The sequence below is a fragment of the Pseudomonas sp. 1152_12 genome (assembly GCF_052850675.1).
Genome location: NZ_VXCW01000005.1, coordinates 234273 through 251009, shown reverse-complemented (window position 1 = coordinate 251009; position 16737 = coordinate 234273). Strand labels below are relative to the sequence as shown.

Sequence of the window (16737 nt, the reverse complement as noted above, 5' to 3'; positions counted from 1 at the left end):
GGTTGCAATGCAGTGAAATCAACCACGAGCCAGAACCTTGGCCAACGCCTCCAGGAAGCGACTGTTTTCAGCTGGCAAACCAATGGTGATACGCAGGTGATTCGGCATGCCATAGTTGGCCACCGGGCGCACAATCACACCTTCACGGAGCAGGCCCTGAAAGACCGGCGCGGCCACTTGACCGAGATCGACGCAAATGAAATTGCCTTTGGATGGAATCCAGCCCAGGCCCAACTCACGCAAACCTTCCTGCAGTTGCAGCATGCCGCTTTCGTTGATGCGACGACCTTCTTCCAGGTACTCGGCATCCTTCACTGCTGCACAGGCTGCCGCGAGGGCGAGACTGTTAACGTTGAACGGTTGGCGCACGCGGTTCAGCACATCGGCCACCACCGCCGTGGACAAGCCGTAGCCAACGCGCAGTGAGGCCAGGCCATAGGCCTTGGAGAAGGTGCGCGACACCAACAGGTTCGGATAAGCCGCCAGGAAGTCCAAGCCGTCCGGCAGGTCGCTGCCTGCGGCGTACTCGATATAGGCTTCGTCCAGCACTACCAGCACGTGTTCCGGCACATCCTGCAAGAAGTCGTTCAGCGCCTGAGCGTCAAACCAGGTGCCGGTCGGGTTGTTCGGGTTGGCGATAAACACCACACGCGTCTGGGCGTCGATGGCCGCCAACATGGCCGGCAGGTCATGCCCCCAATCCTTGGCCGGAATAATCCGGGCATCGGCACCGACAGCCTGCGTCACGATCGGATAGACAGCAAACGCGTGCTCGCTGAACACCGCGTTCAGGCCAGGCGCCAGATAGGCGCGGCCGACCAGCTCAAGAATGTCGTTGGAACCATTACCCAGTGTCACCTGGTTCAGCTCGACCCGGCAGTGTTCCGCCAGCAGAGACTTAAGGGCAAAACCGTTACCGTCCGGGTAGCGGGTCAGCTCGGCCAACTCTTCACGAATCGCCTCCAATACCTTGGGACTTGGGCCCAGCGGGTTTTCGTTACTGGCCAGCTTTACGATCTTCGACGGATCCAGGTTCAACTCACGCGCCAGCTCGTCCACAGGCTTGCCTGGAACGTAAGGCGACAGTTGTTGCACGCCCGGCTGAGCCAGGGCGAGAAAGTTGCCACTCATGTTAAAGCCTCACAAAACCGCTTTCGGGTAAGAGCCCAGCACCTTGAGTGCTACGGCTTCCTGACTGATTTTCTCCAGTACACCTTTAACCAGTGGGTCGCGGTGGTGGCCGATAAAGTCGATAAAGAACACATATGTCCATTTACCGCTGCGCGAAGGGCGCGTCTCGATTCGCGTCAGGTCAATCCCGTTGTCGTGAAACGGCACCAGCAGCTCATGCAGCGCGCCGGGCTTGTTGCTCATGGAGACGATGATCGAGGTTTTGTCGTCGCCGGTCGGTGGCACTTCCTGGCTGCCGATCATCAAGAAGCGCGTGGAGTTGTCCGGGCGGTCCTCGATTTTCTCGGCCAGACGCGTCAGGCCGTACAGGCCAGCGGCCATGTCACCGGCAATCGCCGCCGAATTCCACTCACCCTTGACCCGCTTGGCCGCCTCCGCGTTGCTGGAAACCGCCACACGCTCCACGTTCGGGTAATGCGCGTCCAGCCACTTGCGGCACTGGGCCAGAGACTGGGCGTGGGAGTAGATACGACTGATACTGTCGGTCTTGGTGTTCTCGCCCACCAACAAGTGGTGGTGAATACGCAGCTCGACTTCACCGCAGATCACCATGTCGTGCTCAAGGAAGCTGTCCAGCGTGTGGTTGACCGCACCTTCCGTGGAGTTTTCCACCGGCACTACACCAAAGTTCACCGCACCCGCCGCGACTTCACGGAACACTTCGTCGATCGCGGCCATCGGCTTGCTGATCACGGCGTGGCCGAAGTGCTTCATGGCTGCTGCTTGGGTGAAGGTACCTTCAGGGCCGAGGTACGCGACCTTCAGCGGCTGTTCCAGTGCCAGGCACGAAGACATGATTTCACGGAACAACCGCGCCATCTCTTCGTTGCCCAACGGGCCTTGGTTGCGCTCCATCACGCGCTTGAGCACTTGGGCCTCGCGCTCAGGCCGGTAGAACACCGGCACTTCGCCTTCAGCCAGGGAGGCCATTTTCACCCGTGCCACTTCCTGGGCGCACCGCGCACGCTCACTGATCAGTTCCAGGACTTTCTCGTCCAGGCTGTCAATACGTACACGCAGGGCCTTGAGTTCTTGCTCAGACATTAGCCGTGTTCCTTTTCGAACGCTGCCATGTAGGCCACCAGCGCCTTGACGGCGTTGATATCGACAGCGTTGTAGATGGAGGCGCGCATGCCGCCGACCGAACGGTGGCCCTTGAGGTTCAGCAGACCACGTTCCTCGGCGCCGACCAGGAATGGCTTGTCCAGACGATCATCAGCCAGACGGAACGGCACGTTCATCCACGAACGATCGGTCGGGTTGATCGGGTTGCTGTACAGGCCGCTGGCGTCGATGAAGTCGTACAGCGTGCGCTTCTTCTCTTCGTTGAGTTTGCCCATGGCGGCAACACCGCCCTGCTCTTTGAGCCACTCGAATACCAGGCCCGACAGGTACCAGGCGAAGGCTGGCGGGGTGTTGTACATCGAGCCATTATCGGCCGCAACCTTGTAGTTAAGCATGGTGGGGCAGAGCGAACGCGCACGACCCAGCAGGTCTTCGCGAATAATGTTGACCAGGATGCCGCTCGGGCCGATGTTCTTCTGCGCACCTGCGTAGATCATGCCGTACTGGGACACATCGATCGGACGCGAGAGGATGTCCGAAGACATGTCGCACACCAGCGGCACGTCACCCACTTGCGGTACCCAGTCGAATTCCAGGCCGCCGATGGTTTCATTCGCTACGTAGTGAACGTAGGCCGCATCCTTCGACAGTTTCCATTCGTTCTGACCGGGAATGGCGAAGTAGTCGTAAGGCTTGGCGGTGCCGGCCACATTGACGTGACCATAGCGCGAAGCCTCTTCAATCGCCTTCTGCCCCCAGATACCAGTGTCGATATAGTCGGCGGTGCCGTCTTCCGGCAGCAGGTTCAGCGGCAGCTGGGCGAACTGCTGGCTCGCGCCGCCCTGCAGGAACAGCACTTTGTAATTAGATGGGATGTCCAGCAAGTCGCGCAGATCCTGCTCGGCCTTGGTGGCAATGGACACATACTCATCGCTGCGATGGCTCATTTCCATCACGGAGAGGCCTTTTCCATGCCAGTCGAGGAGTTCACCCTGCGCGCGCTGCAGGACTGCTTCAGGAAGCGCCGCGGGACCGGCACAGAAGTTATAGGCTCTCTTGCTCACATCCAATCTCACTCTGATCTGGTGGGGTGGTGCAATAAATCGGTAGTTTCAATACTTTCATACGGGACAAACAACAAGGGGGCGAATCTTCATCCGCCCCCTGTGTGTCCGCTTATTCCTGCGGTTCTTCTTCGTCCGCAGCAGCATCGAGGGTAGGCTCGTCGACGCCGTCATCGCCAGTGGCGATGACCTCGCCATCAAACACTTCGCCCTCTTCGAGCTCTTCGCCTTCGACTTCGGACGGTTCCTGCACACGCTCCAGGCCGACCAGTTTTTCGTCCTTGGCCAGCTTGATCAGGGTCACGCCCTGGGTGTTACGGCCCAGGCTCGAGACTTCATCCACACGGGTACGCACCAGGGTGCCCTGGTCGGAAATCAGCATGATTTCCTCGCCATCGAGCACCTGAACCGCGCCGACCAGGCGGCCGTTGCGATCGTTGCTGACCATGGCGATAACGCCTTGGCCGCCACGCTTGTACTCCGGGAACTCGCTGATGGCAGTACGTTTGCCATAGCCGCGCTCGGAAGCGGTGAGGATCTGGCTGCCTTCTTCCGGGATCAGCATCGAAATCAGCTTCTGCCCTTCCGGCAGACGCATGCCGCGCACACCGCGGGCGGTACGACCCATGGCGCGAACGTCGGATTCCTTGAAGCGCGTCACTTTGCCGCCGTCGGAGAACAGCATGACTTCACGCTCGCCATCGGTGATGGCAGCGGAGATCAGTACGTCGCCTTCATCCAGCTCCAGGGCGATCAGGCCCACGCTGCGCTGACGGCTGAAGGATTCCAGCGGGGTCTTCTTCACGGTGCCTTTGGCGGTTGCCATGAAGATGAAGTGGCCTTCGGTGTACTCTTCGACCGGCAACATGGTGGTGATGTATTCATCACTGTCCAACGGCAGCAGGTTAACCAACGGGCGGCCACGGGCGGCACGCGAGGCTTCCGGGATTTCGTAGGTTTTCAGCCAGTACACTTTGCCTTTGCTGGAGAACAGCAGCAGCGTGGTGTGGCTGTTGGCAACCAGCAGGTGAGCAATGTAGTCCTCATCCTTCACGCCAGTAGCCGATTTACCCTTGCCACCACGACGCTGGGCCTGGTACGCAGCCAATGGCTGGGTCTTGGCATAGCCACCGTGGGAGATGGTCACCACGCGCTCTTCTTCCGGGATCATGTCACCCAGGGTCAGGTCGAGACGGGCATCGAGGATTTCAGTGCGACGCACGTCGCCGTATTCGGCGCGGATCACTTCCAGTTCTTCGCGGATCACTTCCATCAGGCGCACGGCGCTGCTGAGGATGCGGATCAACTCGCCGATCTGGTTGAGGATCTCCTGGTACTCGGCCAGCAGCTTCTCATGCTCCAGACCAGTCAAGCGGTGCAGGCGCAGCTCCAGGATAGCCTGGGCCTGTTCCGGCGACAGGAAGTACTTGCCGTCACGCAGACCATATTGCGGGTCCAGGGTCTCCGGGCGGCACGAATCAGCACCGGCACGTTCAACCATTGCCACAACGGCGCTGGATTCCCACGGCATCTTGATCAGCGCTTCTTTAGCTTCCGACGGCGTCGGCGAAGCCTTGATCAAGGCGATGACCGGGTCGATGTTCGACAGTGCAACCGCCTGGCCTTCCAGGATATGACCACGCTCACGCGCCTTACGCAGTTCGAACACGGTACGGCGGGTGACCACTTCGCGGCGGTGACGCACGAAGGCTTCCAGCAGATCCTTGAGGTTCAAGATGCGTGGGCGGCCGTCAATCAGCGCAACCACGTTGATACCAAACACACTTTGCAGTTGGGTCTGGGCGTAGAGATTGTTGAGGATCACCTCAGGCACTTCGCCACGACGCAGCTCGATCACCACGCGCATGCCGTCTTTATCGGACTCGTCACGCAGCTCGGTGATGCCTTCCAGCTTCTTCTCTTTAACCAGCTCGGCGATCTTCTCGATCAGACGCGCCTTGTTCAACTGGTATGGGAGTTCGGTGATGACGATCTGCTGGCGGCCACCGACCTTGTCGATGTCTTCGATCATCGAGCGGGCGCGCATGTAAATACGGCCGCGACCGGTGCGGTAGGCTTCGATGATGCCGGCGCGACCGTTGATGATCGCGGCGGTCGGAAAGTCCGGGCCGGGGATGTATTGCATCAGCTCATCGACAGTCAACTCAGGGTTGTCGATGAGCGCCAGGCAGCCGTCGATGACTTCACCGAGGTTGTGCGGCGGGATGTTGGTGGCCATGCCCACGGCGATACCGCTGGAGCCGTTGACCAGCAGGTTGGGAATACGGGTTGGCATGACTGCCGGGATCATTTCGGTGCCGTCGTAGTTCGGCACCCAGTCCACGGTTTCTTTATGCAAGTCAGCCAGCAGCTCGTGCGCCAGCTTGGTCATGCGAACTTCGGTGTATCGCATGGCCGCGGCGTTATCGCCGTCGACCGAACCGAAGTTACCCTGACCGTCTACCAGCAGGTAGCGCAGGGAAAACGGCTGCGCCATCCGGACGATGGTGTCGTACACCGCAGTGTCGCCGTGAGGGTGATACTTACCGATCACGTCACCGACAACACGGGCAGATTTCTTGTACGGCTTGTTCCAGTCGTTACCCAGCTCGCTCATCGCGAACAGCACACGCCGGTGCACGGGCTTCAAGCCATCGCGCGCATCAGGCAGTGCCCGTCCGACAATTACGCTCATCGCGTAGTCGAGGTAGGACTGTTTCAGCTCGTCTTCGATATTGACCGGGAGGATTTCTTTGGCCAGTTCGCCCATGAGAAGCCTGATTCCTTTTTCGGGTGAAACCTCGTCACATCCTATGGGACGAACGAAGCTCGCCGCTGCCGGCAGAGTGCCTGACAACGACTTACGACAAATCAACGAGTTATGACACGGATCTGCACGTTATAGGCAGCCTCTTGAGGCAGCCCTGGAAACCGCCGGATGTTATCACAATCGCCGCCACGCACCTATCCCCCAGATGCGCATGGAGCATAGTAAGTTGACGGATGACAGGCTTGAGGGGGACGAGAGGGGCTCAGAGATGGGTAGGTACTATTTTTTGAGTGAAAATCCGAGGGCTTTGTTGACTTTAGAGGCCAATCGGGAGCAAGCCCCTTCCAGATTTTGAATGTATTCATAATTCAAGTGTGGGAGGAGCTTGCTCCCGATAGCCATCCGACAGCCGCCGAACCTCTCAGTGCAGCCGCTTACGGCACATCAACTTGGCCAGCTTGGCGGTGTCCGGACGCTCGACGATGCCTTTTTCAGTCACGATCACATCAATCAGATCAGCCGGGGTTACGTCGAACACAGGATTCAACGCGACTACGTCCAACCGCTGCCCCATGACATCCAGCAACTCACCAGGATCACGCTCCTCAAGGGTGACATCCTCACCGGTGACCATCATCAAATCGAGTGTCGAGCTTGGCGCCACCACCATAAAGCGTACGCCATGGTGCATGGCGCACACGGCCAACTGATACGTGCCGATCGTGCTGATCACATCACCGTTGGCGGCGATGCAGTCGGCGCCGACGATCACCCAGGTCACGCCTTTGGTCTTGAGGATATGCGCACCGGCCGAGTCAGCATTCACCGTGACCGCAATCCCCTCGCCCGCCAACTCCCAAGCCGTCAGCCGCGAACCTTGCAGCCAGGGGCGGGTCTCGTTGACGTAGACATGCTCGACCAACCCTTCCAGGAAAGCGGCACGAACCACCCCCAGGGCCGTGCCGACACCACCTGTGGCCAGTGCGCCGGCGTTGCCGTGGGTCAGCAGCGCCTGGGCGTTGCCTTGGTGCTTGAGAATCCGCTCAAGGCCTAATTGGGCCATGACGACATTCGCCTCCCGATCACTTTCATGGATCGCGATGGCTTCAGCTTCCAGCACCACCAGCGGGTCGGCGTGTTTCTTGACGCGGTCAAGGCGGTCACGCATGCGTTTCAAGGCCCAGAACAGATTTGACGCCGTCGGACGGGTATCGGCCAACAATGCGTAGTCTTCTTCCCAAGACGCCTGCCAGTCGCCGCCTTCGGCGATGCGTTCACGCGCGGCGAGTACCAGGCCATACGCGGCGCTGATGCCTATAGCCGGCGCGCCACGCACCGCCATCGTACGAATAGCGTCGGCCACTTCGGCCGCCGTTGTGCAGCGAACCCAAACTTCCCGGAAAGGCAAGGCACGCTGATCGAGCAGGTGCAGTGCGCCATCACGCCAATCGATGGCCTTCACTTTCTCTGCCGCTAACAGTCGGTCGCGCATCCCTTACCCCGCACTCATGAACAAAAGCCGCCGATTATAGCGATCCGCCAGCCAGGACGCTCGGGTATACTTCGCCCTTCTTTTATAGCTGCCTGGGAAGAAGCCTGCGATGACCTCCACTGCTGCCCCGCTCGACTTATTGTTGCTGCCGACCTGGCTGGTACCTGTCGAACCCGCCGGCGTGGTGCTCAAAGAGCACGGCCTGGGCATCCGTGACGGGCGCATTGCGTTTATCGGGCCACGGGCCGCGGCCTTGAAGCTTGCCGCCGCAGAGGTGCGCGAGCTGCCGGGGATGCTGCTCAGCCCTGGCCTGATCAATGCCCACGGGCATGCGGCAATGAGCCTGTTTCGCGGCCTGGCCGATGACCTGCCACTGATGACCTGGCTGGAAAAACACATCTGGCCCGCCGAGGCCAAGTGGGTCGATGAGGCCTTCGTGCGTGATGGCACCGACCTGGCCATCGCCGAACAGCTCAAGGGCGGGATCAGTTGCTTCTCCGACATGTACTTCTACCCTAAGGTCGCCAGCGACTGCGTGCACAACAGTGGCATGCGCGCGCAAATCGCGATTCCGATCCTCGACTTCCCAATTCCCGGTGCCAGCACACCCGATGAGGCGATTCGCCAGGGCGTTGAGCTGTTCGCCGATCTCAAGCACCACCCACGTATCAAGATTACCTTCGGCCCGCATGCGCCCTATACCGTGTGCGATGAAAACCTGGAGAAAATCCGCATCATCGCCGAAGAGCTGGACGCCTCCATCCACATGCACGTGCATGAAAGCGCCTTTGAAGTACAGCAAGCCGTCGAGCAGACCGGCGAACGCCCGTTGGCGCGCCTGGGTCGCCTCGGCATGCTAGGCCCGCGCTTCCAGGCCGTTCATATGACCCAAATCAGCGAAGACGACCTGGCTTTGCTGGTAGAAAGCAACACCAGCGTCATTCATTGCCCGGAATCGAACCTGAAACTGGCCAGCGGCTTTTGCCCGGTGGAGCGCCTGTGGCAGGCTGGCGTCAATGTGGCGATCGGCACCGACGGCGCCGCCAGCAACAATGACCTCGACCTGCTGGGCGAAACCCGTACCGCTGCGATGCTGGCCAAGGCCGTAGCCGGTTCGGCCACTGCCCTGGATGCCCACCGCGCCCTGCGCATGGCCACGCTCAACGGCGCCCGCGCCATGGGCCTGGAAGGCGAGATTGGCTCGCTGGAGGTTGGCAAAGCTGCCGATATCGTGGCCTTTGATCTTTCAGGGCTGGCGCAACAACCGATCTACGATCCGGTCTCACAGCTTATATATGCCACCGGACGCGATTGTGTGAAACACCTTTGGGTCGCTGGCAAGCAGTTGCTCGACGACCGGCAATTGACCCGCATGGACGAACAACAGCTAACCGCCACGGCCATTGCCTGGGGCCAACGCATCAGCGGGCACAGCGAATAACGCAGGTTTGAACCTACGCTTCAAACCTGCAAACCGTTTTATCAGATTTAGAGGATTCACCATGAGCAATGTCGACCACGCCGAAATCGCCAAATTCGAAGCCTTGGCCCACCGTTGGTGGGACCGCGAAAGCGAGTTCAAGCCGCTGCACGACATCAACCCGCTGCGGGTCAACTGGATTGACGAACGCGTCAACCTGGCTGGCAAGAAGGTGCTGGACGTCGGTTGTGGCGGTGGCATCCTCAGTGAAGCAATGGCCCAGCGTGGCGCCACCGTGATGGGCATCGACATGGGCGAAGCGCCGCTGGCCGTTGCCCAACTGCACCAGCTGGAGTCCGGCGTGAGCGTGGAATACCGCCAGATCACCGCCGAAGCCCTGGCTGAAGAAATGCCTGAGCAGTTCGACGTGGTCACCTGCCTCGAGATGCTCGAGCACGTGCCGGACCCATCCTCGGTAATTCGCGCCTGTTTGCGCATGGTCAAGCCGGGCGGCCAGGTGTTTTTCTCCACCATCAACCGCAACCCCAAGGCTTACCTGTTCGCGATCATCGGCGCCGAATACATCATGAAGCTACTGCCGCGCGGCACCCACGACTTCAAGAAATTTATCCGCCCAAGCGAGCTGGGTGCCTGGAGCCGTCAGGCCGGGCTGACCGTCAAAGACATCATCGGCCTGACCTACAACCCGCTGACCAAGCATTACAAGCTGGCCAGCGACGTTGACGTCAACTACATGATCCAGACCCTGCGCGAGGAGTAAGCCTGTGAAGTTGCGAGCGGTTCTCTTCGATATGGACGGTACCTTACTGGACACCGCGCCGGACTTCATCGCGATCTGCCAAGCGATGCGCGCCGACCGCGGCCTGGCGCCGATCAATCCGCAGCACATCCGCGATGAAATATCCGGTGGCGCGCGGGCGATGGTTGCAGTGACCTTCTCGATGGACCCGCAATCCCCAGGATTTGAAGAACTGCGCCTGGAGTTCCTGGAGCGCTACCTCAAGGGCTGCGCGATCCACAGCAAACTCTTCGACGGTATGGAAGAGCTGCTGCAGGACATCGAGAAATCCAAGCTGGTGTGGGGCGTGGTCACCAACAAACCGCTGCGCTTTGCCGAGCCGATCATGCAGCAACTGGGCCTGGCCGAGCGTTCGGCGCTGCTGATCTGCCCAGACCACGTGAAGAACAGCAAGCCGGACCCTGAACCGTTGATCCTGGCGTGCAAGATGCTCGACCTCGACCCGGCCAGCGTGTTGTTCGTGGGCGATGACCTGCGCGACATTGAATCCGGCCGTGATGCCGGCACCCGCACCGCAGCGGTCACATTTGGCTACATCCACCCGGACGACAACCCACGCAACTGGGGCGCCGATGTGGTGGTGGATCACCCGTTGGAACTGCGCAAGGTGCTGGATAATGCACTGTGCAGTTGCTGATTGCTCACGGATCCTACTGACCTATGAAGACCCGATGTGGAAGGGGGCTTGCTCCCGATAGCGGTAGGTCAGTGATTGATACAGTGCCTGACACTCTGCAATCGGGAGCAAGCCCCCTCCCACATTAGGATTTGTGTACTGTTCTTGGTTCAGTGTTTGTAAACCTACTGAACTCTGTCGAGGCTATTTATGTTTGATTACTGCGCACGTCCAGAACTGCTCAAAGGCCGCGTGATCCTAGTGACCGGCGCCGGTCGCGGGATTGGCGCGGCGGCGGCGAAAACCTATGCCGCCCATGGCGCGACCGTGCTGTTGCTGGGCAAGACCGAAGCCAACCTGGCCCAGGTGTATGACGAGATCGAAGCGGCGGGCCAGCCGCAGCCGGTGGTGATTCCGTTCAACCTGGAGACCGCCCTGCCCCATCAATACGATGAACTGGCCGCGATGATTGAAAAAGAATTCGGCCGCCTCGACGGACTGTTGCACAACGCCTCGATCATCGGCCCACGCACGCCGATCGAGCAGTTGTCCGGGGAGAATTTCATACGGGTGATGCACGTCAACGTCAACGCGATGTTCATGCTGACCAGCACCTTGCTGCCGCTGCTCAAGCTGTCGCAGGATGCGTCGGTGGTGTTCACCTCCAGCAGCGTCGGGCGTAAAGGCCGGGCATACTGGGGCGCGTATGGCGTGTCGAAATTCGCCACCGAAGGCCTGATGCAAACCCTGGCCGATGAACTTGAGGACGTGGCGGCGGTACGCGCCAACAGCATCAACCCGGGCGGCACCCGTACCAGCATGCGCGCCCAGGCGTACCCAGGCGAAAACCCGATGGAAAGGCCAGCGCCGGAAGAAATCATGCCGGTGTACTTGTACTTGATGGGGCCGGACAGTACCGGGATCAATGGACAGGCGTTCGACGCGCAGTAACCGCTGACACAACCGCAACAAAATGTGGGAGGGGGCTTGCCCCCTCCCACATTTGTATTGCGGTGTTCTCTGGAACTTAGTTTTTCACCACGTCCTCGAGGGTGAAACGGCCCAATGGGTTCTGCAGGAAGTTGCTGACATTCTTGCGTGAGATATTGATGTACGGGCTGTAGTACAGGTCGATCCAGTTCACATCCTGTTTCGCCAGCTTCTGCAGGTCGACGTACATCTGCTCACGCTTGACCGGGTCGGCCTCGATCCGCGCAGCCGCCACCAACGCCTTAACCTTGTCGTTCTTGTAACGGGTCATGTAGTTCTGGTTGGTGTCGTGGCCCAGTACGAAGGTGGTCTTCTGGTCCGGGTCGAGGATGTCGTTGGTCCAGTACATCACCGAAATATCGTACTCACCGTCCACCAGCATCTGCCAGCTTTGGGTCGGGTCGACTTTCTGCAGGTTGGCCGTCACGCCGACCTTGGCCAACTGGTCCTTGATGATCACCGCGATCTGCTCGTCGGCTTCGTTGCCAGCGTTGACCACGTAGTTCAGTTTCAGGTCCTTGGCCCCAGCCTCCTCCAGCAGTTTCTTGGCGGCGGCCGGGTCATACGGACGTTGCAGGTTGTTGGCGTAGTGATACAGCGAGCCTTTTGGGATGTAGGAATAGGCCACTGTGCCTTGTCCGTAAGTGGCGGTTTTGACCAGCGATTGCTTGTCGATGGCCATATCCAGCGCTTCGCGCACTTCCTGCTTGGCCAGCAGACCGTGAGCATGATTGATCAGCAGGTGATCTTCACGGGTGGACGGGTCGGAGTGGATTACCACGTTCTTGTCTTTCTTCAACTCTTCGACGCGGGAAAACGGCACAAAGATCGCCGTGTCGAGTTCATTGTTCTGCACCATGCGCATGCGCGTGTTGTCGTCGGTGACCGACACCCACTCCACGCCATCCAGGCTCACGTTCTTAGCCTGCCAGAAGTTCGGGTTCTTCTTCAAAATCACGCGGTCGCCTTTGCGCCACTCCTCCACGGTAAACGCCCCGGAAGTCACCGGGTTTTCCGAGTACGCATCTTCGCCCATCTTGGTCACGGCCTTTTCCGACAGAATCGACACTGTCGGCGACGCCAGTTGCGAGAGGAAGGCTACCGCTGGGGTTTTCAAGGTTACCACCAGGGTCTTAGGATCGCTGGCCTTGGCCGTGTTGATCAGGCTGAACGGGTCACTCCACAACGACGCCTTGTTATCGCGGATGCGCAACAGGCTGAACGCCGCGTCCTCAGCGGTGATCGGCGAGCCATCGGAGAATTTCGCCTCACGCAGCTTGAAGGTGTAGGTCAGGCCATCTTTGGAAATCTCCCAGCTTTCTGCCAGGCCCGGCTCCATCTTGGTGCCGAGGTTATCCACGCGCACCAAGGTGTCGTAGACGTTAGCGAATACCCAGGTGTCGCGGTTTTGCGCGCTTTTGATCGGGTCAAACGTGGTGCTGTCTTCACGGCAACCGATGGTCAAGACACCAGCAGCCTGTGCCAGCCCGGCAGTGAGAGACCACGCGGTCAATGTAGCGGCGGCGAGCAACTTCAAGTGGCGCGATTGCATATCACAACTCCTTGTTAATGAATGGCAGAGGGTTAAAGCAAAGGTTCTTCAAGCACGCAACTGTATCGATGCTCGTGCAGGAAATGCGTCGGCGGCAACACCACGGAACACATCGTCCGGGCATATCGGCAACGTGGGTGAAAGGCGCAGCCCGCAGGCAAACTTAACGGGCTCGCAGGCTCACCCGGCAAAGGTTCTGCAGGCAACGGCCGATACGGATCAATCTCGGGAATCGCTTCGATCAACGCTGCCGTGTAGGGATGACGCGGCGAAGTAAACACCGCTTCCACCGGACCTTCCTCGACGATCTTGCCCAGGTACATCACCGCCACGCGGTCGCACAGGCGCCGCACGATGGCCAAGTCGTGAGCGATAAACAGGATCGCCAGGTTCATGCGCTGTTGCAGCTCCAGCAACAGGTTGATGATCTGGCCTTGGATCGACACATCCAGCGCTGCCACGCATTCATCGGCGATGATCAAGCGCGGCTCCACCGCCAGCGCCCGCGCAATGCCGACGCGCTGGCACTGGCCGCCACTTAAGGAGCCGGGTTTGCGGCTGGCCAATTCGGGGCGCAGGCCGACCAGGTCGAGCAGTTCATTCACACGAGCCGGTATCTGTTGCGGCGCAACTTTGCGCTGCACGCGCAACACTTCGGCAAGAGTTTCGCCAATGGTATGGCGCGGGTTCAGCGCGGCATACGGGTCCTGGAAAATCATCGCGGTTTCGTAGCGCAAGCGGGCGATGTCGATGGCACTACCGTGGGCCATATCGATGCCGTCAAACAACACCTGGCCCGCACTGATCGGGTTGAGGTGCAGTATCGCCCTGCCCAGCGTGCTCTTGCCGCTGCCGGACTCACCGACCAAGCCGAGGGTTTCGCCAGCGGCAAGGTTCAGCGAAACACCGTTGACCGCCCTCACCCACTGCTTGTTCAGGCCGAATAAACCCGTGCCGGAGGCGGCAAACCGCACCTCCAGGTCCTTGATCTGCAACAGGCTCATGGGCGATCTCCCAAAGGATAGTGACACGCCACCCGCGCGCCTTCCGGCAGCAGCTCAGTGCACAACGCGCCGACCTGCGGGCAGCGCGGGTTGAAGCGGCAACCGGCGGGCAATGCATCCAGCAACGGCGGCTGCCCAGGAATCGTGCGCAGCAAGGCATGGCCGCTGCTGTGCGCCGGCTGGCAATCGATCAGGCCGGCGGTGTACGGGTGCTGCGGATGGGCCAGCAGGTCATATTTGCTGCCGTGTTCGCACAGGCGCCCGGCGTACATCACCGCAATCGAATCACAGGTCTGCGCCACCACACCAAGGTCGTGGGTGATCATGATGATCGACAAGCCACGCTGGTCGCGCAGGTCCAGCAGCAGACGCAGGATTTGCGCCTGCACCGTCACATCAAGGGCGGTGGTCGGCTCGTCGGCAATCAGCACTTTAGGGTTGCAGCCCAGGGCCACGGCGATCATCGCGCGCTGACGCATACCGCCGGAAAATTCGTGCGGGTAGTTGTCGATTCGCGCCTTTGGATCGGGAATGCCCACTTGGCGCAGCACCTCGATGGCGTGCAGGCGCGCGTCTTTTTTTGACCCGCCCTGATGCAGACGAACGCCCTCGGCGATCTGCTCGCCGATGCGCATCAACGGGTCGAGGTGACTGCTGGGGTTCTGGAAGATCATGCCCAACTGCCCGCCGCGCACGGCGCGCATGCCGGCATCGTCCAGCGTCAAAAGATCCTGCCCGGCCAGGCGCACAGCAGCGCCTTGCACGCGCAAGGTGGGCGACGGCAGGAGGCGCATCAGCCCGCGACAGGCCAGGGTCTTGCCCGAGCCGCTCTCGCCCACCAGGCCGAGGATTTCACCTTCGGCCAAGTCGAATGACACGCGGTCGACCAAGGTCACATCGCGCCCGGCGTTGTTGGCAATCACGCTGAGGTCCTGCACTTGAAGCACGCTCATGCGCGATCACCCAACACTTGCGCCACGCCATCGGCCAACAAGCTGAAGCCCATGGCCAGTGTCACGATGGCCAGGCCCGGGAAGGTGCAAATCCACCAGGCCGTGGTGATAAACGCCTGCCCTTCGGCGACCATCGTGCCCCACTCAGCCGTCGGCGGTTGCACGCCCAGGCCCAGGTAGCTCACGGCCGCGCCGTTGAGCAGCACCAGCACCGCGTCAGACATTGAAAACACAATCGAACCGAACATGGCGTTAGGCAGCAGATGCCGGAACAGAATGCGCCCATGGCCAAAGCCCAGGCTCTTGGCGGCCAGGGCAAACTCGCTTTCCTTGAGTACCAGAATCTGCGAGCGGATCAACCGTGCATACGAGACCCAGCCCACCAGTGCCATGGCGATATAAAAGCTCTTCAAGCCAGGGCCGAGGATCGCCATGATCGCTAGCATCAGCACTAGAAACGGGAACGCCAGGATCACGTCGATCACGCGCATGCAGAAGCTGTCGAAGCGCCCGCCGATGTAACCGGAAACCGCGCCGACGAAGGTGCCGATCATGAACGGGAATATCACCCCGACGATGGCCAGTTGCAGGTCTATCCGTGCGCCCCAGATCACGCGTGACAGAATGTCCCGGCCGTAGTTGTCCGTGCCAAACGGGTGGGCCAGGCTCGGCGCGAGCAAACTGATGTCCGTGTTTTGCGCAATCGGATCAAACGGTGCGAGCCACGGCGCGAACAGCGCCAGGGCAAACCACAGCAACAGAATCAACAGGCCCCACGCTGCGGTCAGCCGACCATTGCGAAAACCGAAACGCAGGCGCAGACGCCACGGGGCAATCAGTGGGCGACTGTTCATTGCATTTTCACCCGTGGGTCGAGGGCCACCGTCACCACGTCGGCGACAAAGTTGACCACCACCGTCGCACACGCCAGCACCATGGCCACGCCCTGCACCACCATGTAGTCACGGGTGAAGATGCCGCGCACCAGCAATTGGCCGATACCGGGAATGGCGAACAGGCTCTCGATCACCACCGTGCCGCTGATCAGCCAGCCGATATTCACCGCCAACAGGTTCACCGCCGGCACCAGCGAATTGGGCAGCACATGCCGTCGGAACACAGCCGCCTCGGACAGCCCGCGCGCTCGGGCGGCGGTGACGTGGTCGGCCTGTAACTCCATCAGCATGCTCGCCCTCAAGTTGCGCACTAACACCGCCGACAGTGCCAGGGCGATGGTCAGACACGGCAGCAGCATATGGTGGGCCTTGTCCAGCCAGGTGCGCCCGTAGCCGGACACCGGGAACAGGCCCCACTTCACACTCAGCAACAGAATCAACATCAAGCCCAGCCAGAATGCCGGCATGCCTAGGCCGACGGTGGTGAACACGCGGATCAGATTGTCCGCCCAGCCGCCTTTAGCGCGCGCCGCCCATGTCGCCAGCGGGATCGCAATCAACAGCCCCAGCAAGACACCTCCAAGCACCAGCACCAGAGTCGGCTCGATGCGGGTGACGATCAGTTTCAAGGCATCGACTTTGTACAGCAGTGATTGGCCGAGATCGCCCTTCAGCAGGTTTTTGAGAAAGTAGAAATATTGCAGCCACAAGGGCTGATCCAGGCCATATTGGGCGCGAATCTTCAGCAGAGCATCCGGCGTACTGCGCGAGCCGAGCAAGGCCCGCGCCGGGTCGCCGGGAATCGAGCGCACCAGCACGAAGGTGATCAGGCTGATGCCAAACAACACCGGCAGCAATTGCAGCGGCCGGGACAGCACAAAACGGTAACGCGCCAGGTTCATCC

Annotated in this window: 14 protein-coding genes; 4 read left to right on the top strand and 10 right to left on the bottom strand. The window is 60.3% G+C overall.

Annotated features, from left to right (window positions below):
* Positions 1-18 precede the first annotated feature (18 nt).
* The 5 genes from hisC to mtnA all read right to left on the bottom strand — a co-directional run bounded on the left by hisC (position 19) and on the right by mtnA (position 7582).
* A complete protein-coding gene (gene hisC, locus FW764_RS11425; protein WP_446434025.1) occupies positions 19-1131 on the bottom strand; it encodes a histidinol-phosphate transaminase in 1113 nt (370 codons plus the stop codon).
* A 9-nt stretch (positions 1132-1140) separates the two neighbouring features.
* Entirely contained in the window at positions 1141-2235 is a 1095-nt protein-coding gene (pheA, locus tag FW764_RS11420) for a prephenate dehydratase (RefSeq protein WP_094952927.1), read from the bottom strand.
* The gene (gene serC / locus FW764_RS11415; RefSeq protein WP_446434024.1) at positions 2235-3320 is read right to left on the bottom strand and encodes a 3-phosphoserine/phosphohydroxythreonine transaminase; all 1086 of its coding nucleotides are present in this window, start codon (positions 3318-3320) and stop codon (positions 2235-2237) included. Before serC ends, pheA begins: the two co-directional genes overlap by 1 nt.
* 112 nt (positions 3321-3432) lie before the next feature.
* On the bottom strand, positions 3433-6090 hold the full coding sequence (gene gyrA, locus FW764_RS11410) for a DNA gyrase subunit A (protein WP_446434023.1): 2658 nt from the start codon (positions 6088-6090) through the stop codon (positions 3433-3435).
* 421 nt (positions 6091-6511) lie between these two features.
* Entirely contained in the window at positions 6512-7582 is a 1071-nt protein-coding gene (mtnA, locus tag FW764_RS11405; protein ID WP_446434022.1) for an S-methyl-5-thioribose-1-phosphate isomerase, read from the bottom strand.
* A 109-nt stretch (positions 7583-7691) separates the two neighbouring features.
* On the opposite strand from mtnA, the gene FW764_RS11400 reads away from it, so the two are divergent.
* From FW764_RS11400 to FW764_RS11385, 4 genes are all read left to right on the top strand, one after another.
* The gene (locus FW764_RS11400) at positions 7692-9023 is read left to right on the top strand and encodes a TRZ/ATZ family hydrolase (RefSeq protein ID WP_446434021.1); all 1332 of its coding nucleotides are present in this window, start codon (positions 7692-7694) and stop codon (positions 9021-9023) included.
* A gap of 61 nt (positions 9024-9084) precedes the next feature.
* The gene (gene ubiG, locus FW764_RS11395) at positions 9085-9783 is read left to right on the top strand and encodes a bifunctional 2-polyprenyl-6-hydroxyphenol methylase/3-demethylubiquinol 3-O-methyltransferase UbiG (RefSeq protein ID WP_446434020.1); all 699 of its coding nucleotides are present in this window, start codon (positions 9085-9087) and stop codon (positions 9781-9783) included.
* A gap of 4 nt (positions 9784-9787) precedes the next feature.
* Entirely contained in the window at positions 9788-10459 is a 672-nt protein-coding gene (mupP, locus tag FW764_RS11390) for an N-acetylmuramic acid 6-phosphate phosphatase MupP (RefSeq protein ID WP_446434019.1), read from the top strand.
* 189 nt (positions 10460-10648) lie between these two features.
* The gene (locus FW764_RS11385; RefSeq protein ID WP_446434018.1) at positions 10649-11389 is read left to right on the top strand and encodes a YciK family oxidoreductase; all 741 of its coding nucleotides are present in this window, start codon (positions 10649-10651) and stop codon (positions 11387-11389) included.
* Positions 11390-11465: 76 nt separating this feature from the next.
* On the opposite strand, the gene FW764_RS11380 is transcribed toward FW764_RS11385, so the two are convergent.
* From FW764_RS11380 to FW764_RS11360, 5 genes are read right to left on the bottom strand one after another with little or no spacing between them, the layout of a single operon-like run.
* A complete protein-coding gene (locus tag FW764_RS11380; protein WP_446434017.1) occupies positions 11466-12980 on the bottom strand; it encodes an ABC transporter substrate-binding protein in 1515 nt (504 codons plus the stop codon).
* Between the two features lie 32 nt (positions 12981-13012).
* Positions 13013-13984 carry an ABC transporter ATP-binding protein gene (locus FW764_RS11375; protein ID WP_446434016.1) on the bottom strand — a complete coding sequence of 324 codons (972 nt, stop codon included), beginning with the start codon at positions 13982-13984 and terminating at the stop codon, positions 13013-13015.
* A complete protein-coding gene (locus tag FW764_RS11370) occupies positions 13981-14937 on the bottom strand; it encodes an ABC transporter ATP-binding protein (RefSeq protein ID WP_446434015.1) in 957 nt (318 codons plus the stop codon). The genes FW764_RS11375 and FW764_RS11370 overlap by 4 nt, the downstream gene beginning before the upstream one ends.
* Positions 14934-15791: an ABC transporter permease gene (locus FW764_RS11365; RefSeq protein WP_446434014.1), complete on the bottom strand. Its 858-nt coding sequence runs from the start codon at positions 15789-15791 to the stop codon at positions 14934-14936. The genes FW764_RS11370 and FW764_RS11365 overlap by 4 nt, the downstream gene beginning before the upstream one ends.
* The gene (locus tag FW764_RS11360; RefSeq protein WP_446434013.1) at positions 15788-16735 is read right to left on the bottom strand and encodes an ABC transporter permease; all 948 of its coding nucleotides are present in this window, start codon (positions 16733-16735) and stop codon (positions 15788-15790) included. The genes FW764_RS11365 and FW764_RS11360 overlap by 4 nt, the downstream gene beginning before the upstream one ends.
* Between the last annotated feature and the right edge of the window lie 2 nt (positions 16736-16737).